General features: G+C 63.4%; 16 protein-coding genes. 7 read left to right on the top strand and 9 right to left on the bottom strand.

Features of this window, described 5'->3' with window-relative positions:
* Nucleotides 1-107 precede the first annotated feature (107 nt).
* Nucleotides 108-1,034, bottom strand: coding sequence for a glyoxylate/hydroxypyruvate reductase A (locus ACI512_RS24540; RefSeq protein WP_093541290.1), 927 nt, complete (start codon nt 1,032-1,034; stop codon nt 108-110).
* A gap of 194 nt (nt 1,035-1,228) precedes the next feature.
* On the opposite strand from ACI512_RS24540, the gene gabT reads away from it, so the two are divergent.
* From gabT to ACI512_RS24525, 3 genes are read left to right on the top strand one after another with little or no spacing between them, the layout of a single operon-like run.
* Nucleotides 1,229-2,521 (top strand): 4-aminobutyrate--2-oxoglutarate transaminase, encoded by a 1,293-nt coding sequence (gene gabT / locus ACI512_RS24535; protein ID WP_236380225.1) that lies wholly within the window; start codon nt 1,229-1,231, stop codon nt 2,519-2,521.
* A gap of 48 nt (nt 2,522-2,569) precedes the next feature.
* Nucleotides 2,570-3,214, top strand: coding sequence for a tautomerase family protein (locus ACI512_RS24530; RefSeq protein ID WP_236380226.1), 645 nt, complete (start codon nt 2,570-2,572; stop codon nt 3,212-3,214).
* A gap of 45 nt (nt 3,215-3,259) precedes the next feature.
* Nucleotides 3,260-3,748, top strand: coding sequence for an Lrp/AsnC family transcriptional regulator (locus tag ACI512_RS24525; RefSeq protein ID WP_003174918.1), 489 nt, complete (start codon nt 3,260-3,262; stop codon nt 3,746-3,748).
* Nucleotides 3,749-3,884: 136 nt separating this feature from the next.
* Here the strand turns inward: ACI512_RS24525 and ACI512_RS24520 are convergent, their stop codons facing one another.
* The 6 genes from ACI512_RS24520 to ACI512_RS24495 all read right to left on the bottom strand — a co-directional run bounded on the left by ACI512_RS24520 (nt 3,885) and on the right by ACI512_RS24495 (nt 9,619).
* Entirely contained in the window at nt 3,885-5,258 is a 1,374-nt protein-coding gene (locus tag ACI512_RS24520; RefSeq protein ID WP_236380227.1) for an LLM class flavin-dependent oxidoreductase, read from the bottom strand.
* A gap of 36 nt (nt 5,259-5,294) precedes the next feature.
* Complete coding sequence (locus ACI512_RS24515) at nt 5,295-6,125, bottom strand: amino acid ABC transporter permease (protein ID WP_015884825.1); 831 nt, start codon at nt 6,123-6,125, stop codon at nt 5,295-5,297.
* A complete protein-coding gene (locus tag ACI512_RS24510; RefSeq protein ID WP_236380229.1) occupies nt 6,122-6,940 on the bottom strand; it encodes a transporter substrate-binding domain-containing protein in 819 nt (272 codons plus the stop codon). The genes ACI512_RS24515 and ACI512_RS24510 overlap by 4 nt, the downstream gene beginning before the upstream one ends.
* A 103-nt stretch (nt 6,941-7,043) precedes the next feature.
* On the bottom strand, nt 7,044-7,865 hold the full coding sequence (locus tag ACI512_RS24505; protein ID WP_043205596.1) for a 5'-nucleotidase, lipoprotein e(P4) family: 822 nt from the start codon (nt 7,863-7,865) through the stop codon (nt 7,044-7,046).
* Between the two features lie 347 nt (nt 7,866-8,212).
* Complete coding sequence (locus ACI512_RS24500; protein ID WP_082893995.1) at nt 8,213-8,455, bottom strand: hypothetical protein; 243 nt, start codon at nt 8,453-8,455, stop codon at nt 8,213-8,215.
* A gap of 87 nt (nt 8,456-8,542) precedes the next feature.
* Entirely contained in the window at nt 8,543-9,619 is a 1,077-nt protein-coding gene (locus tag ACI512_RS24495; RefSeq protein ID WP_015884806.1) for an aldo/keto reductase, read from the bottom strand.
* Between the two features lie 131 nt (nt 9,620-9,750).
* On the opposite strand from ACI512_RS24495, the gene ACI512_RS24490 reads away from it, so the two are divergent.
* The 3 genes from ACI512_RS24490 to ACI512_RS24480 all read left to right on the top strand — a co-directional run bounded on the left by ACI512_RS24490 (nt 9,751) and on the right by ACI512_RS24480 (nt 12,430).
* Complete coding sequence (locus ACI512_RS24490) at nt 9,751-10,428, top strand: ATP-binding cassette domain-containing protein (RefSeq protein ID WP_236380232.1); 678 nt, start codon at nt 9,751-9,753, stop codon at nt 10,426-10,428.
* The gene (locus tag ACI512_RS24485; protein WP_015884804.1) at nt 10,425-11,216 is read left to right on the top strand and encodes an ABC transporter permease; all 792 of its coding nucleotides are present in this window, start codon (nt 10,425-10,427) and stop codon (nt 11,214-11,216) included. Before ACI512_RS24490 ends, ACI512_RS24485 begins: the two co-directional genes overlap by 4 nt.
* Nucleotides 11,217-11,497: 281 nt before the next feature.
* On the top strand, nt 11,498-12,430 hold the full coding sequence (locus tag ACI512_RS24480; RefSeq protein WP_236380233.1) for a pyridoxamine 5'-phosphate oxidase family protein: 933 nt from the start codon (nt 11,498-11,500) through the stop codon (nt 12,428-12,430).
* Between the two features lie 153 nt (nt 12,431-12,583).
* Here ACI512_RS24480 and ACI512_RS24475 read toward each other — a convergent pair whose 3' ends face one another.
* Entirely contained in the window at nt 12,584-14,038 is a 1,455-nt protein-coding gene (locus tag ACI512_RS24475) for an efflux transporter outer membrane subunit (RefSeq protein ID WP_405121395.1), read from the bottom strand.
* On the bottom strand, nt 14,038-14,832 hold the full coding sequence (locus ACI512_RS24470; protein ID WP_064055267.1) for a helix-turn-helix transcriptional regulator: 795 nt from the start codon (nt 14,830-14,832) through the stop codon (nt 14,038-14,040). Before ACI512_RS24470 ends, ACI512_RS24475 begins: the two co-directional genes overlap by 1 nt.
* Nucleotides 14,833-15,321: 489 nt before the next feature.
* Between ACI512_RS24470 and ACI512_RS24465 the strand changes: the two genes are divergently transcribed.
* Entirely contained in the window at nt 15,322-21,543 is a 6,222-nt protein-coding gene (locus ACI512_RS24465; protein ID WP_236380234.1) for a non-ribosomal peptide synthetase, read from the top strand.
* The last annotated feature ends 41 nt before the right edge of the window (nt 21,544-21,584 follow it).

Here is a 21,584-nt window from a genome sequence, read left to right as displayed (position 1 = left end):
GGTTACTTTTGGGGCTCTTTTCCAAAAGTGACCCGCTGTAAGAGCGGAACCATAGGTTGCCGTAACCTAAATAACGGATATGTACCCAAACAACGGACATCCCCCAATCAATACCCCCGCCCCCGATCCACCTCACCCACCATCTCCTCCCCCCGCTCAAACCGCCGAATATTCTCCAACAACACCCCAAACGCACTCTCCGGCTGCGTCATCGCCGCAATATGCGGCGTCAACAACACCTGCGGATGCCCCCAAAACGGATGATCCGCCGCCGCCGGCTCCTCCCGCAGCACATCCAACACCGCGCCACTCAACTGCCCACTCCCCAGCGCCTCCAACAAATCCTCTTCCACCAAATGCCCCCCGCGCCCCATATTGATCAGCGCCGCTCCCCGAGGCAGTTGCGCAAACAGCCGCCGATCCAGAATCCCTTGGGTCTGTTCCGTCAACGGCAGCACACACAGCACAATATCGCACTGGCTGAGAAACGCCGGCAGTTGCGCTTCCCCCGCATAACACGCCACCCCCGGCACCCGGTGCGCACTGCGCGCCCAGCCCGACAACGCAAACCCCAACGGCGCCAACGTCGCCAAAATCTGCTGAGCCTGGGCACCCAACCCCATCACCCCCACGCGTCGATGCGCAGCCGGCTGTAACAGATGTGCCTGCCAGCACCGTGCAACCTGCTGCTGGCGGTAGCGCAACATGTCCCGGTGCAGGCTGAGCACCGCCCAACTGGCGTATTCGCACATGCCACGGGTGATGCCAGGGTCCAGCAGGCGCACCACGGGCAGTTCCGGTGGCAAACGGGAAAGGTCGAGCTGATCGACCCCGGCCGACAACGCGAACAACACTTTCAGGTTGGGCAGCACGTGCGCCAGATCTTCCGGCGCCTGCCAGGCGGCGAGGTACTCGACGTCTTCGGGGTTGCCGATGTCTGGCCAGGCGCGCCATTCGATGTCCGGTGCGTGTTCGGCGAAGAGTGCCTGCCAGTGTCGGCCGCGCACCGGGTCAGCTTTGTAGAGCAAGGCCATGGGTGTTTCCTGCTGGATGAAGGTAGCGATTATCATCGCCCAAAGCCTGGCGCAGGATCTGTTGAAAGGCAGGGCCAAAACAGTCGATCCGAATTTCTCACGGGCCAAGTTCGGCTGAGTTCGTTGTGGGCACACCGTAATCTGGACAGCATCGCAACCACCTCCAGGTTGCCGGACTCACGATGGGAAATGCCATGAATAGCAAAGTCGACGAAACCCCTCATTTGCTCCGTCAGCGCGAGCAGTTCGTGCCCCGTGGGCTGGTTACCGCGCACCCGCTGGTGATCGACCGTGCCCAGGGCGCCGAGTTGTGGGACGTGGATGGCAAGCGTTACCTGGATTTTGTCGGCGGTATCGGCGTGCTTAACATCGGTCACAACCACCCCAAGGTGGTCGCCGCCGTGCAGGCCCAATTGCAGAAGGTGTCCCACGCCTGTTTCCAGGTGGTGGCGTACCAGCCTTATCTCGACCTGGCCCAGCGTCTGTGCGAAATGATCGGCGGTCAGGAGGCCTATAAAGCGGCGTTCTTCACCTCCGGCGCCGAGGCGGTGGAAAATGCGGTGAAGATCGCCCGCGCCCACACCAATCGTTCGGCGGTGATTGCCTTTCGTGGTGGCTTCCACGGCCGCACGTTGCTCGGCACCACGCTCACCGGCATGAGCCAACCCTACAAACAGAACTTCGGGCCGTTTGCGCCGGAAGTGTTTCATACCCCCTATCCGAACGCGTATCGCGGGGTGACCAGTGAGGTCGCGCTCAAGGCTCTTGAAGAGTTGCTGGCCACCCAGGTGGCGCCGGAGCGTGTGGCGGCAATCATCATCGAGCCGGTGCAGGGCGACGGTGGTTTCCTGACCGCGCCGCCGGCGTTCCTGCAGGCGCTGCGTGCGTTGGCAGACAAGCACGGCATCGTGCTGATTCTTGACGAGATCCAGACCGGCTTCGGTCGCACCGGCACCTGGTTCGGTTTCCAGCACGCGGGCATCCAGCCCGATTTGGTCACCGTGGCCAAGAGCCTGGCCGGTGGCCTGCCGTTGTCCGGTGTGGTCGGCAAGGCGCAGATCATGGACGCACCCCTGCCCGGCGGGCTGGGTGGCACCTACGGCGGCAACGCGCTGGCCTGCGCGGCAGCATTGGCGGTGATCACGGCATTCGAAGACGAACACTTGTTGGCCCGCAGCCAAGTGCTGGGCGAGCGCCTGCGCCACGGCTTGCTCGGCTTGCAGGCGCGCTACCCGAACATCGGCGACGTGCGCGGCACCGGCTTCATGCTGGCCATCGAATTGATCAAGGATGACGCGGCGCGTACCCCGGATGCCGACCTCAATCAACGGGTCATCGATGAGGCCCGTGCCGGTGGTTTGCTGGTCATCAAGTGCGGCGTGCACCGCAACGTGCTGCGCTTCCTCGCACCGCTGGTGACCACCGAGGCCCAGGTTGACGAAGCGCTGCAGATTCTCGACGCCGCGTTGGCACGGGTCTTGAACTGAGGCTGTGCCCGCTCGGGGCGAAACGCATCAAAGGAGGCTTGACCCACCATGGGGCTGACAGATTATCGAGCGTTGCTGATCGATTGCGATGAAGTGCTGGTGGATCGCGATTCCGGGGTGTGGGCGGCGCTGCAGCCGTTGCTCGACAGTCGGGGCGGGCAGCCGTCCAGGGAGCAGGTGCTGGCCGAGTTCAATGCGGTGGTGGCCAAACTCTACCCGCGCTTCGCTGAGCTAGGCTTCAGTGGTGTGTTGTGTTTCGCCCATCGCCAACTCGCGGAGGCCTGGGGTCTGCACGCCAGTTGGGAGGAGGGCATGAGCTTCGCCCGTTCGGCGGGCAATTGGTCGTTGTTCGAGGATGCGCCGGGGGCGATGCTGTACCTGCGCAAGTTTTATCGCCTGCTGGTGCGCGGCGACCGCGACGCCGAGGATCGTGGGGGGTTGTGCGAGCGATTGGGGATTGCACCGGAAGATTTCATTTCCCTGGCCGAAGACCCGCAATGGCTCACGGATCAAGGCGCGCAGCTGCAACCGGTGCTGCATGTCACGCGACCGTCGGTCGCTGCACACGCGGCGCTGGACCGCTGTTTGATCGGCCGCCACCGGGCGCGGCAGCCTTTGCCCTGTGCGGCGCACTACTGCATCAACAGCATGGCGGATCTGGTGGCGCAGCATCAGCTGTCTTTACGGCGCTGATTTTGCTAGAAGATTGTCTTAAAAATGGCAGTCAAGAGGTACGCAATGGAAGGGCTCGTAAAGCTGGACCGGATCGACATCAGCATTCTGGTTGAATTGCAGAAGGACGGCCGGATGACCAATGTCAGCCTCGCCGACGCCGTGGGCCTGTCTGCCAGCCCGTGCCTGCAACGGGTCAAGCGGTTGGAGTCGGCCGGGTATATTTCCAGCTACAAGGCGCATTTGAACCTCGCCAAGATCACCGATTCGGTCACGGTATTTACCGAGATTACCCTCAGCGACCACAAGCGCGAAGATTTCGCCAAGTTTGAATCCAATATCCGTTTGGTGGATGAAGTGTTGGAATGCCACCTGATCAGCGGTGGCTACGATTATCTGGTGCGTTTTATGACCCGCAGCATTCAGCACTATCAAGAGGTGGTTGAAAGTCTGTTGGATAAGAATATCGGGATTTCCAAGTATTTCAGTTACATCGTGATCAAGTCGCCGGTGCTCAAGGATGGTGTGCCGTTGCGCAAGTTACTGCGGCATTGAGGTTGCCTGCCGATCAGGCGACCTTGCTTCGGTTGTAACGGGGACATCTCGCCTAGGCTCGGTGTGCCCTCACTCCGGCTTGAATCCGTGGGTCGCTGGGTTGCCCACGGATTCAAGATCAAAAGCAAAGCAAACGCTAGGCAAACCTGAACGAGGCGCCATGAGCCGAGCGTGGCAGGCGATCGCTGCCGTCGGCGCTCAGGCGCGAGCGCAGTGTGCCGCTTTGCGCGGTGGTGCGGTACAGGCCGCGCTTTTGCAGGGCGGGGATGATCAGTTCGACAAAGTCATTCAGGGAGCCGGGGCTGATCAGTGGGTTGAGCATGTAGCCGCTGGTGCCGGAAATGCGCGCGTGTTCTTCGATCTTGTCCGCGATGTGTTCCGGGGTGCCGACCAGGATCAGGTCGCTGCCTCGGGTGACGTTGGCAAAGCGCTGGCGTACTTCGCCGGCGGTCAGGGGCTTGCTGCTGCCATCGGGTTTCATCACGTAGGAGGTCATGCCTTCGGTGTGGGTCGACAGTGCTTCGTTGTCGGCGTAGCGGCTGATGTCGATGCCGGTGTCGCCGGCGTAGCTCACCAGTTGTGCTTGCAGGTGATAGTTGCTTTGCAGGCTGTCGTATTTTTTCTGCGCTTCGATGGCGGTGGGGGCGGTGACGATGCGCAGCACGGTGAGTGATTTCACATCGGCGGCCTGGCGGCCACGGGCTTCGGCCTGGCACCAGATGTCTTCAAGGCCCTGGCGAATTTCCAGTGGGTTGGACTTGGCGATAAACACCAACTCCGCATGCTTGGCCGCGAACTGCCGACCCCGCGCCGACCAGCCCGCCTGGATCAGCAAAGGCGTACGCTGCGGCGACGGCGAGGTGAGGTGCGGGCCGGCCACCCGGTAATGTTCCCCGGCATGCTGGATCGGCCGTACCCGTGAGCCGTCGGCATAGGTGTGCGCCAGCTTGTCGGCGAGCACTGCGTCATCGGCCCAGCTGCCTTCCCACAGTTTGTAGACCACGTCGAGAAACTCCTCGGCGCGTTCGTAGCGGTCGTCGTGCTTGATCATCTGTTCCAGGCCGAAGTTACGCGCGGCGCTGGAGAGGTAGGAGGTGACGATGTTCCAGCCGATGCGCCCGTCCGAGAGGTGATCCAGGGTGCTGAAACGTCGGGCATGGGTAAACGGGTGCTCGTAGGTGGTGGTGACGGTGACGCCGAAGGCGAGTTTTTCGGTGAGGGCCACCAAGGCTGGAATGATCGTCAGCGGGTCATTGGCGGGGGCCTCTACCGCCCATTTCAAGGCCGCAGCCTCGTTGCCCCCGAACACATCGTAAAAGCCCAGCACATCGCCGAAAAACATCAGGTCCAGGTGGGCTTCATCCGCCGTGCGGGCCAGGTTCGACCAGTACTTGAGGGTGTTGATGCCCAGCCTTTCATCGGCCGGGTGGGTCCACAGGCTGGGCGCGCCGCCGCAGCCGACACTGGCTTGTTCGTAGAGGCCGAATAACAGCGGTGTAGGATCGGACATGGTGCTTCCTGCCAATAAAAAAAATGGGGCGACTGACTATCGCCCGTGGAGATAGGCCTTGCCGTAGTGCCGCTCCAGCCGGGCCTGGATCAGTTCCAGGCCGATGGACAGCAGCCAGTAAATCACGGCGGCGGTGGTGAGCATTTCGATGTAGCGGTACGACGAGCGGCCATAGGATTGCGCCAGGAACATCACCTCCCACACGCCCATCACCGAGACCAGCGAGGAGTCCTTGAGCATCGAGATGAACTGGCTGGTGGTCGGCGGAATAATGGTGCGCATGGCCTGGGGCAGTACGATCTGCCAGAACGTCACCGCCCGGCCCATGCCCAGTGCGGATGCGGCGTTACGTTGGCCTTGGGACACGCCGAGGATGCCGGCGCGAAAGATCTCGCTCAGGTACGCCCCGTAGTTCAACGACAACGCAATGATCCCGGCGCTGATCGCGCCTGGTACCACCCCCAGCTGGGGCAGGCCGAGGTAGATCAGCAGGATCTGGATCAGCAGCGGCGTGCCGCGAAAGAACGAGGCGTAGAAGCTGGCGATGCCGAACGCCACCGCGCTGTTCGACAACCGCGCCAGGGCGGTGGCGAAGCCCAGCGCCAGCGACAGCCAGATCGAGCAGAAGCATAAAAACAGCGTCAGCGCCGCGCCTTGCAGAAACCCCTGGGGCGACAGGTGCAGCCCCACCAGGTTCTGCCATTTGTCGGCGACGATGGCGAACTTCAGGTCGAAGCTCAGGAACATCCCGGCGAACAGGCACAGCATCACGCCCCAGGTCAGCCACAGGCGTACTCGGAACGACAACAGCGTGCGTTTCACCGGCGGCGGCTTCACCACGGCGGGTGGGGTTGGGAAAACACTCATTGGGTGATGTCTGAGCCGATCCATTTCTGCGAGATCTTCGCCAGCGTGCCGTCGCTTTTCAGCTCGGCCAGGACTTGGGCCAGCTTGGCGTCCCATGCCGGGTCGCCTTTTTCGGTAGCCACCACGTTGGGCTCGGCGTACAGCGCATCGCCGGTGATCTTGAAGCGTGGGTCGTGGTCGATACGTTCCTTGGCGGTGACCAGGTTGGTGACCATCGCATCCAGGCGCTTGCCGGTGCCAAGGGCGAGGTCCTGGAAGGCGATGGTTTCGTTGTCATAGGGCACGGCCTGTACGGCCTTGAACGGGTAGTCGATGGGCTTGCTCGCGCCTTCGATCACCAAGTCCTTGGCCAGGTAGGCTTCGTAGGTGGAAGCGCTGACCACGCCGACTTTTTTACCGCTGAGGTCGGCCGCCGATTTGATCGCGTTGTCGTCGGCATTCACCACCACCACGGCGGGCGAGGCGTAGTACTCGAAAGGGAAGTTGAAGACTTGGCCACGGGCGGCGCTGGGGGTCATGGAGCAGATGCACACGTCATAGCGGCCATTCCAGCGCCCGGCGGCGATGACTTCCCAGGAGGGGGTTTCCAGTTTCAATTTCACGCCGAGTTTGTCGGCCACGGCCTTGGTCACGTCCACGTCAAAACCATCCAGCTGGTTTTGCTCGTTGAGGAAAGAGAAGGGCGGGTAGTTCTCCATCAGCACACCGACCAACTGCTTGGATTGGGTGATGCGGTCCAGGGTTTGCCCGGCGAACACGGCCGGGCTGGCCAGAAGGAAAGTGAGGCTGAAGGCGGCGGCAGTGCGTACGTTCATAAAAAGCATCCAAGCGAGTTTTTTATATTTAAACGCGATAAATGCTTTCTGTTTAATGATTTAAAGTGCTGACGAGTGCGCTTTCAGTTATATGTTTTGCGATTTACTGCAGGTCCAGTGCGCGCTGCTTGAGTTGGCGCTTTTGCTCGAACGGCAACTTTTCATCATCCCCATAGGGCGCGCTGTACCAGTTGCCATAGGTCGGGTTGGGCAGCAGGAACCAGCGTTGTCCCAGCCAGTTCACGTAGGGCTCGACGGCCTTGCGTTGCGCCGCGAGGCTGTTGTGCTCGGCCTGTACGAAGTCGCCGAGGGAATCGCCGGCCATCAACAACACACGGGCATGGTTGGCGACCCACTGGCGGCGGCAGTTCTTGCCATAGCCGGCGCTTTCACAGTGACCGGTGGGTGTGCTGGCGGCGAGTATTTGTTCATTGCTCTCAATCGGGAAGCCGCGCAGCCGCAGATTTTTCACCGTGGCCGCGACCTGGCTGTGTTCACGATTCGTCAGGTAGTAAACCTTGATGCCTTTTTGCTGCGCCGCTTGCAGGAACGCCACGGAACCGGGAAGCGCCTGGGCCTTGGCCTGATCGACCCAGGTGTTCCAGCGGTCATAGGAATACACTTGGTTATTGACCACGTCGCGGGCGTTGAGCGGCACGTTGTCCAGCAGCGTTTCGTCGATATCCACCACCAGCGCCGGCGGTAGCCCGTTCAGGTTGCGCGGGGGAAAGGGCAGGGCGTCCCAGGTGGGATCGGCCAGGGCCACGTCCAGTTGGCGGGTCGCGTTGGCGAACAGTTGGCGGTAGATCAGCTCATGCTCGATGGAAGTCTGGGTCCAGAGCACGGCGTCGAGTTGGTCGTTGGCCGGCGGGGTGTGTTGACAGCCCGCCAGCAGGCACAGGCTGGCGAAGAGCAGGTTACGCATGGTGAGGTCTCGTAGGGGGGACAAGCCGATGGCTCAGTTTACAGTTCCAAGCCCTGATAGGGTTTACCCACGCCAGGCGGGGCGCAGATTCTCATCAATCATCCAGTGCGACTGCCCTGGCGTAACGCGTGTGCTGCATGGTCAGGCCAATACGCATCGTCATCCAGCCGCCGTCGCTATTGACGTGTTGGGACATACGATCTCCTTGCACAAACCTTTTCCGCTTCAAGGGTGGGAGTCGTAGAAATGAGGTGTTGCTTGAGTGTCTTGGGCGCAGCCCTTTGCGCGGAAGGTGGCGTAGAGAGCGCCAGGCGGAAAATACAGGCAGTGCGACGTTCGATTGCACATCACGCTTGCGCGTCCGGCTGGCGATCAATCCAATGGGTCTTGATGCCCTTGGCCCACGCCACGGTGTAGAAGCAGCTCAGCAACACGATGCCCCATTGCTCGGCATTGATCGACGACCAGAACCAGAACGGCTGGCCGGCCATGCCGAACAGGCAGGCGTAGCGACGCACCTTCAGGCGTTTGCTCTGGCTGAACCAGATGGCGACGACGCCGAGGGCGGCGATCATGATTTGGGCGATCAAGGGCAGGCTCCTTTGTTGTGGCTGTACTCGTACCCCATGCGGGAGGGAGCAATCCCCTCCCACAGGTTGAGTGGCGGTGTTCAGGGCTTATTTGTCCTTGCGCGCATCCAGGGTCTTCTGGTGCTCGGCCAAAAACGGCTGTTCCGCGGGATCAAAACGATCAATCCCGGCGGTAAAGCGATGCCAGTACGGGTACAACGGCTGGCGCCGCGTCACGGCTTCGATACGCGAAGACTGTTCCTCGGTCAGCTTCAGTTCAGTCGCGGCGAGGTTATCGTGCAAGTGCGCTTCGGTGCGGGCGCCGACGATCAGCGAGGTGATCCCCGGCCGGTCCTTGAGCCACGCCAGGCACGTGCGCGCCACCGAGACGCCATGCTCATCACCGACGGCGGCGAGGGTTTCGATGATGTCCAGCGCGCGCTCCTGGTCATGCACATAGGGTTCCGGCCAGCCGCTGCCCTGGCGGGTGTTGGCCGGCGCGGGGTGCCCGCGTCGAGTGGAACCGGTCAGCAGCCCTTCGCCCATCGGTCCCCACACCAGCGTGCCCACTGATTGGTCCAGTGCCAGGGGCAGTAATTCGTATTCGGCCTCACGGGATTCCGGGGTGTAGTAGATCTGCTGGGTGATGGGTTTGAGCATGCCGTGCAGCTCAGCCTTACCCAGGGTTTTCATCATTTGCCAGGCGGTGAAATTACTGGTGCCGAAGTAGCGGATCTTGCCCGAGCCCACCAGCAGCCGCAGCGCTTCGAGGGTTTCCTCGATGGGCGTCATGCCGTCCCAATTGTGCAGTTGGTAGAGATCGATATGGTCGGTGCCCAGGCGTTTCAAACTGGCTTCGCAGGCGCGAATCAGGTGGTAGCGCGATGAGCCGGAATTGTTCGGGTTGTTGTCCACGGGGCTGCGGCCCTTGGTGGCCAGCAGGATATCGTTGCGCTTGGCGCCCAAGGCGTTGCCGACCACTTCTTCGGCCAGGCCGTGGGAGTAGAGGTCGGCGGTGTCGACCATGTTCACTCCCGCGTCGAACGCGATATCGAACATGCGCTTGGCCTGGGGCACGTCCACCGCGCCGCACTGCTCAAATTCGGCGCGACCGCCAAAAGGCACGGTGCCCAGGATGATTTCGGACACCAGCAGGCCGGAATGGCCCAGTTGTCGGTATTGCATGTCGCCTCCTACTTAACGTTGCACGTGAAGGTGTGAACGACGTGGGGTGGGATAGTTTGAATTTTTTCATGAAAACTTCGTGCGCCTGCCTCACCATTACGCCCAACAGGATTTAACAGGAACCCGCGTCCATGAGCGCACTGATCGAAACCCGCGCCCTCACGCGCCTGGACGAGCGCCGCCAGGTGCCGTTGCTCCAGCCCACCGATTTCACCCTGCACGCCGGCGACCGCGTGTCGATCACGGGTGCGTCCGGCTCCGGCAAAAGTGTGTTCCTGCGCGCGCTGGCGCTGTTGGATGCGCCCACGTCCGGGCAGATCCTGTGGAACAACCAGCCGATCGGCAACGCGCAGATTCCCCACTACCGCAGCCATATCAGCTACCTGTCCCAACGCCCGGCGCTGCTCGAGGGCTCGGTGCAAGACAACCTGTGCTTTCCCTTCAGCCTTAAGACCTTGCGCACGCGCCGCTTCGATCTGGCGGCCGTCACCACACTGCTCGGGCATGCCGGCAAGGCGCCGGATTTTTTGGCCAAGCGCGCCGCCGACCTGTCGGGCGGCGAGTCCCAGGTGGTGTCGTTGATCCGCACCCTGCAACTCAACCCCGAAGTGCTGTTGCTGGACGAGCCCACCGCCGCCCTTGACCCCACCTCATCCCGCGAGGTGGAAGCGCTGATTGATGCCTGGTTTGCCGCTGATCGATCCCGTGCCTGTATCTGGGTTTCCCATGACCTGGACCAGGCCCGGCGCATGAGCGACATCCACTGGCAAATGGACGCGGGTGTATTGAGCGGAGCGACCCAGCCATGAATTATCAGAACCTTACCGCGCTGGACATGGGCATCGCCGCGTCGCTGATCCTCATCAACGGCGCACTCTCGCTGCTGCTACGCCTGGGTCTGGGCCGCCAGTTGCTGTGGGCGGCGGTGCGCACCGTGGTGCAACTGTTGGCCATCGGTTATCTGCTGGGCTGGGTGTTCGAGTTCGCCTACTGGTACGTGGTGCTGCCGTTGATGTGTGCGATGACCCTGATCGCCGGCCTCTCGGCTGCGGGCCGTGGGCGGCGCACTTACCGGGGGCAGCGCGCCGACAGCGTGCTGTCGGTATGGGGCAGTTCGTGGCTGGTCACCGCTGTGGGGTTGTTTGCGGTGATCCGTATCCACCCGTGGTACGAGCCGCAATACGCGATCCCTATCCTCGGCATGATCCTCGGCAACACGCTGACCGGCGTCTCCCTGGGCATCGAACGCATGACCCAGGAGCTGACCTCGGGGCGCAACACCATCGAGATGATCCTGGCCCTCGGCGGCTCACGCTGGGAAGCGGCGCAGGAAGCCATCCGCCAGGCGGTGCGCGCGGGGATGATTCCGACGCTGAACCAGATGACCGTGGTGGGCATCGTCAGCCTGCCAGGCATGATGACCGGGCAAGTGCTGGCCGGGGAGAGCCCGGTGGATGCGGTGCGGTATCAGATCGTGATCATGTTTCTGATCGCCGCCTCATCGGCGCTGGGCACGGTGGGCGCGGTGTTGCTCACCTACCGGCGACTGTTTTCCAGCAGCCATCGATTCTTGCGTGACAGGCTTGAGGAGCGCTGAAGCACACCACAGCTCCCCCAGGGGGCCATTGTGTGGTCAGGGCACTGGTTGTGGCGAGGGAGCTTGCTCCCGCTGGGCTGCGCAGCAGCCCCAATCAGGTCACCGCGTTTTTTCAGACAATTCGCATTGGCAGGTTTTGGGGCCGCTTCGCCGCCCAGCGCGAGCAAGCTCGCCACAGGAAGCTAGCGTATCGGGCAGTTACGTTATGTTTTGCTAGGCTACGAACTGCCGCCACGGCTGGCAGGGCGCACCATCGGTCTATCCCACATGAGGTACTCGCCATGAACCCGATCGAACAAACGCCCTGGCATGCCGGTGAGCGTCACCTGCAAGAGACTGTTGGCGTGGCCGATCGCATGACCGTGGTCGGGCCCAAAGTGATTCGTGATCACCTGCCTGAGCAGCATCGGGATTTTTACCCCTTGTTGCCGTACCTGATCTTGGGCGTGGTGGATGAATGCGGCATTCCCTGGGCGACCATGATTGAAGGCGCCCCAGGCTTTGCCCACTCGCCGGACCCACAGACCTTGCAGATCGACAGTCTGCCGTCGGCCGGTGACCCGGCCCGCAGCGCACTGCGAGAGGGCGCATCCGTCGGCCTGCTGGGCATCGACCTCAACACTCGCCGCCGCAACCGCATGAACGGACGGATCGGCGCGCTCGATCACGAGGGCTTTTCGATTGATGTGGTGCAGAGCTTCGGCAACTGCCCCAAGTACATCCAACTGCGGCCCGTCGACGCCGTCGCCCGCAAACCCGGCACGCTCGTCGAGCGTTCCGACAGCCTGGACGCCGCCGCTCAAACGACAATCCGCAACGCCGACACCTTCTTCGTCGCCAGCTACGTCGAGGTCGACGGCCAGCGCTCGGTGGACGTTTCTCATCGGGGTGGCAACACGGGTTTTGTGCGGGTTGAAGGCAACCTGCTGACCATTCCCGACTTCGCCGGCAACTTGTTCTTCAACACCCTGGGCAACCTGCAGGTGAACCCGGTGGCGGGGTTGCTGTTCATCGATTTTGAATCGGGGGACGTGTTGCACGTGGCCGGGCGCACCGCGCTGATCCTGGACGGCCCGCAAGTGGCCCTGTTCGCCGGCGCCCAGCGCTTATGGACGGTGAGCGTGGAACACGTGGTGCGGCGCCCGGCGGCGCTGGCGTTGCGGTGGCAGTTCGCGGAGTTTTCGCCGTTCAGTCTGGCGATGGGGCAGTGGTAGCCTGGCTCGGACCGTAGGAGGCATTAAATGTGAACGCAGTCACTGATATCTGGCGCATCACCACCTCCCTGTCACAAATGATGGCCTATCTTGTAGTGAGCGGGCTTGCCCCGCGCGAGGCTGCGCAGCAGCCCCAAAGCCGCCCCTGTACATTCACCTGATACGCCGCAGTGGTCCGATTGGGGCGGCTTCGTCACCCCGCGCGCTCGCCATGGGCGCAGGCATGCCATCCCCCCACGCGCCCCCCAGCGCCGTATACAAATTCACCTCCGCCACCAACTGCGTCAGGCGGTCCACGATCAATGCCTGCTGCGAGCTGAACAACGCACGTTGCGCATCCAGGAAGGTGAGGTTGCTGTCGACGCCGCTGCGGTAGCGGTGTTCGGCCAGGTTGTAATACTGCTGGTTCGCCGCGACGAAATCCCGCTGCGCGTCCAACTGGTCGATAAAGGTCTGCCGCGCCGCCAGGCCGTCGGCGACTTCCTGAAAAGCGGTCTGGATGGATTTTTCGTATCGCGCCACGCTGATGTCTTTTTGCAACTTGGCATAGTCGAGGCTTGCGCGCAGGCTGCCGGCGTTGAAGATCGGCAGGTTGATCTGCGGTTGGAACGTCCAGCTGCCCGAGCCTCCCTTGAACAGTCCCGACAGTTCGGTGCTGGCGCTGCCGGCATTCGCGGTGAGGCTCACCGAAGGGAAAAACGCCGCGCGTGCGGCGCCGATATTGGCGTTGGCGGCGCGCAGTTGGTATTCGGCCTGGAGGATATCCGGGCGGCGTTGCAGCAGGTCGGAGGGCAGGCCCGCCGGTACGCGCGCCACCCAGTCAGCCGCGAGTGGGCGCGCGGGCAGTTGTTCGTCCACCGGGCCGCCCACCAGCAGGGCCAGGTTGTTGAGGTCCTGGGCCACTTGGCGCTCGTAGCGGGCCACGCTGGCGCGGGTGCTTTCGACGCTGGTACGGGCTTGGACCACGTCCAGAGCCGAGGCTTTGCCCGCGGTTTTACTGCGGCTGGTGAGGCGCAGGCTGTGGTCGTTGGCCACCAGGGTTTGCTGGGCGAGGGCCAGCAGTTCCTGGTCGGCGCGCCAGGTCAGGTAGGCATTCGCGACGTTCGCCACCAGGCTCAGTTGCGCGCTGCGCCGGGCCTCCTCGGTGCCCAGGTAGGTGAGCATGGCCTGTTCGCTGAGGCTGCGCACGCGGCCAAAAAAATCCAGTTCGTAGGCACTGATACCCAGGGTCGCGGAGTAGCTGGAGGTGATGGCCGGGTTGCCCGTGCCATTCACATCGCCGGGCAAACGCCGACGCTGGCCGGCCCCGGTGGCGGACACGGCGGGGAAAAGATCCGCACGCTGGATACGGTACTGCGCCTGGAACGCCTCGACGTTCAGCGCCGCCACCCGCAGGTCGCGGTTGTTGACCAAGGCATCGCGAATCAACTGCTGCAATGCCGGGTCGTGGAACAGCTGCTGCCAGTCAGCGCTGCCGGCCTGCGCCTGTGCATACACCCCCTGCTGCGGATACTGCACAGGCACCGGCGCTTGCGGCCGCTGGTAGTCCGGGATCAGCGAGCAACCGCTGAGCATCGATGCCATCGCGAAGGTGCTCAATGTGCGCATCAGGCCCCCACCATCCATTTGGCCAGGCCATGCCGGCCACTCACGCCCAGCTTGGCGGCGGCGCGCTTGAGGTAGGTTTCAATGGAGCTGTTCTTCACACTGAGTTTTTCCGCCATCTGCGGCACGGTGCCGCCGGTCAGCAGGCCGAGGCACACCTCTTGCTCGCGTGCCGACAGGGTGATGTCGCCCAGGGACAGGCGCTTGTAGAACTCACGCTGCAATTGGGATTGCTCCAGCAGGGTATGGGCCGCTTCGATCTCGGGGTGCGGTGCCTGGCGCAGGCTTTGGGCGTGGCACTCGATCAGCGGCAGCAGGGTGTCCGACAGGCATTTGAGAAACGACAGCTCGGGCAGGGAAAAACCGCGGTGGTTTGGCGGCCGGTAGAACGAAATCACACAGCGCCGGTTGCCCTGGCGCGACACCAGGTTGCACTGGTGCGAGGTGCCGCGAGGGTATGCACTCTTGGCCTTGGCCTTCAGTTGGATCAGCAGCGGGTCGTGCATGCCGAGCATTTCCCGCAGCAGCGGGTGATCGTCCATGGAGTTCAGGGCCAGGGGCGGTGGCAGGTCCTGCTTCTGGCCGGCGCTGCCCAGCAGCTTGATATCGAGCACGCGGTCGCGCAGCTCGTCGAGGGTCCATTCGCTGAGATCCACCAGGTGGATCGGTACCCATTTGTCCACCAGGTGCAGCATGTGCGCGGCGAAGTCCGGGTGACCGCTGTTGGCAATCAGTTCGCCCATTTCTGCATAAAAATTCGGGCTTTGCGTGTTGGCGGTAGTGCTGATCAAACTCATAGCCATCTCATCCTTGATGTCGAAAACCGTCAACAGATTCTCTGAGCCTCTGCGGGGGCGATCCGTTGCTCACCCACCAGAGTCGGTATTCGAAATTGTATTTAGCCAGGGGATTCGTCCTACGTATGTAGCGGAAACGAGGGACACAACGTGCCATAAAAACAACGTCATTAATTCGACGTTTCTGAGTGATGATTCCGGCCACGAAAAATCAGGAGATGTCTTTAGAGTTATTTAACTGACTGATAAATATGGAAAATAATTTTTTTTAAAAAACCTCCACCCAACCTGACATCGGCCAGATATAGCCAATCTCCTACATCTCTTTAATCGTTTCAGCAATGAACCCTCAGCCAAGCCCGTTCCGTGCGTTTGGATGTCCGGGTTTAGGGTGACAGACAGCCCCGGGGCCCCATGCTCCAATCCGGCCCATTCGTCGTAATGGGCCTCCCTGCGCGGCCAGTGCCTGACCCCCATGAGAAGGATCTTATGAAGCATTCCTCCCGCCTGCCGGCCAGCTTCCCCCTTACCGCCGCCCAACAGGACATCTGGCTCGACCAACTGCGTGCAGGTGACTCACCGCTGTACAACATCGGCGGTTATGTGGACTTTGCCGGCGCCGTCGACCCGAACCTGATGCAGCGTGCCATCGAGCTGCTGGTGGCCAAGCACGATGCGTTGCGCACGCAATTGCACAGCGACGCCAACGGCCTGCCTCGGCAGACCTTCGCCGCCACGGTGGCCGTGGACCTGACGCGGCATGACGTGAGTGCAGCCTCCGACCCGCACGCCGCCTGCCACGCCCTGATGCAGGCGCAAATGGCCTTGCCGTACGCGCTGCAGGGCGCGCCACTGTTCCGCTTCTTGCTGGTCAAGCTGGATGCCGATCACTACCGCCTCGGCACCCAGGCCCACCATCTGATTCTCGACGGCTGGGGCTTCGGCCAAATGCTGCAATCCCTCGCGCGGCTGTACAGCGCCCTGGCGCAGGGCCAACAACCGGAGTCGCTGGCGCCGTCCTATATCGACTTTATCGACGCGGACGAGCGCTACCGTGCCTCGGCCCGCTATGCCCGCGACCGCGCCTATTGGCTGGCCAAGTACCCGGTGCTGCCGGAACCGCTGCTGACCCCGCGGCACGCCGCCAAGGCGTCCAGCAACACCCTGGTGCAAGCGTTTCCGGCGGCCCTGCTCAACCGCATGGAGCAGGTGGCCAACCGTTACCAGGCGTCGGCATTTCATGTGCTGCTGGCGGCGATGTATGTGTATTTCACGCGCACCGCCCAGCGCCAGGAGTGGGTGGTGGGGCTGCCGATTCTCAACCGTTCCAATGCGCAGTTCCGTTCGACCGTCGGGCTGTTCACCCAGGTCAGCGCAGTACGGTTGCAGTTCGATGAGCAGTTGCCGTTCAGCGCCGTGGTGCGTGGCGTGCGCGACCAGCTCAAGCAGGATTTCCGCCACCAGCGTTTTCCCCTGAGTGAGATGAACCGTGAGTTGGGCGTGCGCCGCAGCGATCGCGGCCAGTTGTTCGACCTGTCGGTGTCTTACGAGCAGGACGACCATGAGCTGCGCTACGGCGCCACCGAGGCGCGTGCGGTCAAAGTCTCCAACCACCATGAACCGCTGCCGCTGGCGATCCACTTGCGCAGCAACCGCTACCAGGACACCGCGTGCCTGCATTGCGTGTACAACGAGGCGTACTTCGAGCACGACGAAGTGCTCGCCCTGGCGCAACGCTTTACCTGGCTGCTGGAGCAAGGGCTGGAAGACCCTGCGTTGAAGCTCAGTGATTTCTCAGTGGTGACGCCCGCCGAACAGGCCCGGTTGCACCAGTGGAACGCCACCGCCCAGCCCGGTACGCAGCCGCAGACCCTGCACGCGCGCATCGAAGGTCAGGCCGCGCGCACACCGGACGCGGTGGCGGCGGTTTACCAAGGCCGGCAGCTGAGCTACGCCCAACTCAACCAGCAGGCCAACGCCCTGGCCCATCAACTGCTGGAGCGTGGCGTACAGCCGGACGACCGCGTGGTGATCCTGGCGCGGCGCGGGCTGGACACGCTGGTGGGGTTGCTGGCGATTCTCAAGTCCGGCGCCTGCTACGTGCCGGTCGACCCGGCCCATCCGGCCGAACGCCTGAACTACTTGCTGCAAGACAGCGATCCGGTGGTGGTACTGACCCAGCATGACCTGTTGCACCGTCTGCCTGCGCTGGATGTGCCTGTGCTCCAACTGGACCGCCCGACCTTTCACTTGGGCACCAACCCCCGCGTAGCGGTCAGCCCCTCCCACCTTGCCTACGTGATCTACACCTCAGGCTCCACCGGCTTGCCCAAGGGCGTGATGGTCGAGCACCACACTGTCTCGAACCTGGTGGACTGGCATTGCCGGGCCTTTGACCTGCACGCCCGCAGCCACACCGCCAGTGTCGCCGGGTTTGGTTTTGATGCGATGGCCTGGGAAGTCTGGCCGGCACTGTGTGTGGGCGCCACGCTGCACCTGCCGCCCGCCCATGACGGCGCCGAAGACATCGACGCGCTGCTCAGCTGGTGGCGCGCGCAGCCGCTGGACGTGTGCTTCCTGCCGACGCCTGTGGCCGAATACGCCTTCAGCCAGGGCCTGCAACACCCAACGCTGCGCACCCTGCTGATCGGTGGCGACCGTCTGCGCGCTTTCCCCCAGGCGCAGTCCTTTGCCGTGATCAACAACTACGGCCCCACCGAAGCCACGGTGGTCGCCACCTCCGGCCGCATGGACGTGGGCAAGCCGCTGCATATCGGCGCGCCGATCGCGAATGCCACCGCGTACGTGCTCGACGAGCAGCAACGCCCGGTGCCCATCGGCGTAGCAGGGGAGTTGTACGTGGGGGGCAAGGGGGTGGCGCGCGGCTACCTGAACCGCCCCGATCTCAGCGCCGAACGCTTTCTGGATGACCCGTTCACCCAGGGCCGGATGTACCGCACCGGTGACCTGGCGCGCTGGCTGCCGGACGGCAACCTGGAATACCTGGGGCGCAATGACGACCAAGTGAAAATCCGTGGCGTGCGCGTCGAGCTGGGCGAAATCGAATCCGCGCTGGCCGCCCACCCGCATATCCAAGAGGCCGTGGTGCAGTCGCGCGAAGGGCAATTGCTGGCCTGGTTCGTGCCGCGTGAAGCCGTGCCGATCGAGGCCTTACGCAGCCACCTGCAAGCGTCGCTGCCCGACTACATGCTACCGGCCGCCTACCAGCCAATGGACGCGTTGCCCCTGACCGCCAACGGCAAACTCGACCGCAAGGCGTTGCCGGCACCCAGCCAGGACGCCTTCGTCACACGCCGGTATGAAGCCCCGCACGCGGGCGTGGAAAGCGTCTTGGCGCAGCTGTGGGCCGAACTGTTGCACGTGCATCAGGTAGGCCGCCACGACCACTTTTTCGAACTCGGCGGGCATTCCTTACTGGCGGTGCAATTGGTGCAACGCATGCGCCAGGTCGGGCTGCGCGCCGATGTGCAGGTGTTGTTCGGCCAGCCGACCCTGGCGGCATTGGCGGCGGCCAGTGAATACAGCGAGGTGGATGAGGCGGACCTGGCCGAACCGGATCAGGCCAGCCTGGCGCTGATCGTCGCCGGCATCCCCGGTGGCGCGGCCAACGTGCAGGCGGTCTATCCGCTGGCGCCGTTGCAGGAAGGGTTGCTGTACCACCACCTCACCGATGAGCACGACCCCTACCAGCAGCAGGCGCTGTTCAGCTTTGCGCGACGCGAGCAATTGGACGCGTTTGCCCAGGCCTTGCAACAGGTGATCAACCGCCACGACATCCTGCGCACCAGCCTGGCGTGGGAAGCCCTGGAGCAACCGATGCAGGTGGTCTGGCGCCAGGCGCAGTTGCGCGTCGAACCGCTGCGCGAGGGGCATGGGCCGCTGGATTTGCGCCAGGCGCCGCTGATGGCCCTGGACTATGCCGAAGAGCCGCAGCAGCAACGCTGGGTCGCGCGGCTGCGCTTCCATCACTTGGTCAACGACGCCACCTCGACCACGCTGCTGATGCAGGAAATCCGCGCCCACTTGCTCGGTCAACAGGCGCAACTGCCGGCGTCGGTGCCGTACCGCAATGTGGTGGTGCAAGCCCGTTCACCGGCGCGCCAGGCAGGGCATGAAGCGTTTTTCCGTGAGCAGTTGGGGGATGTGGACGAGCCGACCCTGGCGTTCGGTCTACAGGCGCGCCAGGCGGATCGGGCGCAAACCGACGAAGCCGAACGCGCACTGGGCGACCGTCTGCATCAGCGCGTGCGGGCACAGGCGCGTGGGCTGGGCGTGAGCGCCGCCAGCCTGTTCCATCTGGCTTGGGCCCAGGTACTCAGCCGTGTCGCGGGCCGCGATGATGGGGTGTTCGGCACTGTGCTGCTCGGCCGTTTGCAGGCCGGTGAGGGCGCCGACCGCGCCTTGGGCATGTTCATCAACACCTTGCCGCTGCGGGTGCGCCTGGCCGGGCGGACGGTGGCCGATGCCCTCACGGACACCCACACCCAGCTCAGCGCCTTGCTCGCCCATGAACAAGCCTCCCTGGCACTGGCCCAACGCTGCAGCAGCGCGTCGCCGTTGTTCAACAGCCTGCTCAATTACCGGCACACCGACGCCGAGCGCGACCTGAACCTGGTGCCGGGCATCGCCTTGCTCAGCAGCGAAGACGTCCTCAGCTACCCGCTGATGCTGACCGTGGACGATATCGCCAGCGGCTTCCGAATCAAGGCCAAGGCCCCGCGCACCGTTGGCGCCGGGCGCCTTTTGGATTACCTCGAAACCGTACTGGTCAACCTGGTGGACGCGTTGGAGCAGGCGCCGCAAAGGCCATTGCGCGAGGTGCAGGTGCTGCCCGCCAGTGAGCTGAAAACCCTGCTGGTGGACTTCAACACGACGGCCACCGACTACCCCGACACCCTCACCGTGCAGGCGCTGTTCGAAGCCCATGCGCGGCAGATCCCCCACGCCGTGGCGGTGCAGGCCGGCACGTTGCAACTGACCTACCGCGAACTCAACGAACGCGCCAACCAACTGGCCTTCCACTTGCGCGAACGTGGCGTTCAACCGGACTCTCGCGTGGCGCTGTGCGTCGAGCGCGGACTGGACCTGGTGGTGGGCCTGCTGGCCATCCTCAAGGCGGGCGGCGCCTATGTGCCGCTGGACCCCGGCTACCCGCGTGAGCGTCTGGCCTACATGCTTCACGACAGCCAACCGGTGGCGCTGCTGGTACACGCCGCGACGCGCGATTTGCCGGGCGAGGTGTCGATCCCGGTGATCGACTTCGACCACTGTGCCTGGCGCCAGGCGCCCATCGGCAACCCGCTGGTGCCGGGTTTGAGCGTCGCCAACCTGGCCTACGTCATGTACACCTCGGGCTCCACCGGCACGCCCAAAGGCGTGATGATCGAACATCGCGGCCTCGGCAACCTGCTGCACTGGGGCTCGCAACTGTGCCCCAACGCTGAAGGCGGTGCGCTGTTGCAACGGGCGCCGTTCAGCTTCGACGGTTCGGTGTGGGAGCTGTTCTGGCCGCTCGCCAATGGCATGCGCCTGGTACTGGCACGCCCCGATGGGCATCGCGAGCCCGCCTACCTGGCGCAGGTGATTCGTGAGCAGCAGATCACGGTGATCAAGTTCGTGCCGGCGATGTTGCAGCAGTTCCTTGAACTGGAAGAGTCGGCCCTGTGCACCAGCCTCACCGACGTATTGTGTGGCGGCGGCGAGCTCACCGAAGCCCTGGCGCGTGGCGTGCAGGCGCGACTGCCCAAGGTGCGCCTGCATAACGTCTACGGCCCCACCGAGGCCACGGTCGACAGCAGCGCCTGGACGTTGGAACCGGGCGCACCGGTGCCCGCGCTGCAATTGCCGATCGGCCGGGCGATCAACAATACCCGCCTGTATGTGCTCGACGCGCAGGATTCACCCGTGCCGATGGGCGTCAGCGGGCAGCTGCATATCGGTGGCGTCGGCGTGGCCCGTGGTTATCTGGGGCTTGAGCAGATGACCGCCGAGCGCTTTATCGACAGCCCGTTTGTGCAAGGGGATCGGCTGTACCGCACCGGCGACCTGGTGCGTTACCTGCCGGATGGCAATCTTGAGTTTCTCGGGCGCAATGACTTCCAGGTCAAACTGCGCGGTGTGCGCCTGGAACTGGGGGAAATCGAGTCACGGCTGGCGGCGCATCCGGCGTTGCGCGAAGTGGCGGTGTTGATTCGGGAAGAGCGGCTGGTGGCGTATTTCACCGTGCGTGCCGACGCGCCGAGCCTGGAAGCGTTGCGCGCTCATGTGCTGGAGCAATTGCCGGAGTACATGGTGCCGGCGGCGTTTGTGCGGCTTGATGAAATGCCCCTCAACCCTGCGGGCAAACTCGACCGCAAGGCATTGCCAGCGCCGGGGTTGGAGGCGGTGGTGAGCCGAGCGTATGCCGCACCGATCGGGGAAGTGGAGACCGTGATGGCCGGGATCTGGGCGGAGGTCTTGAAGCTGGAGCGGGTAGGGCGGCATGACCATTTCTTTGAACTGGGCGGGCATTCGTTGCTGGCGGTGAACCTGGTGGCGCGAATGCGCAAGGCCGGGTTGGAGGTGGATGCGCGGAGCGTGTTCAGCCAGCCGACGTTGGCGCAACTGGCGGCGTGTACCTTGACGCAGGTAAAGCGTGTGGAGATCCCGCAAACCGCCATTCCTCAACTCAATCGCCGTCGCAGGATCTGAAGTGGCGGGCGGGCCCTGAAGGGGCTGGCTGAAAGCATTCA

Source organism: Pseudomonas petroselini, from assembly GCF_045037875.1.
Lineage (GTDB): Bacteria > Pseudomonadota > Gammaproteobacteria > Pseudomonadales > Pseudomonadaceae > Aquipseudomonas > Aquipseudomonas petroselini.
The sequence above is the reverse complement of the archived record's forward strand: the minus strand, read 5'-3'. Positions and strand labels throughout refer to the sequence as shown.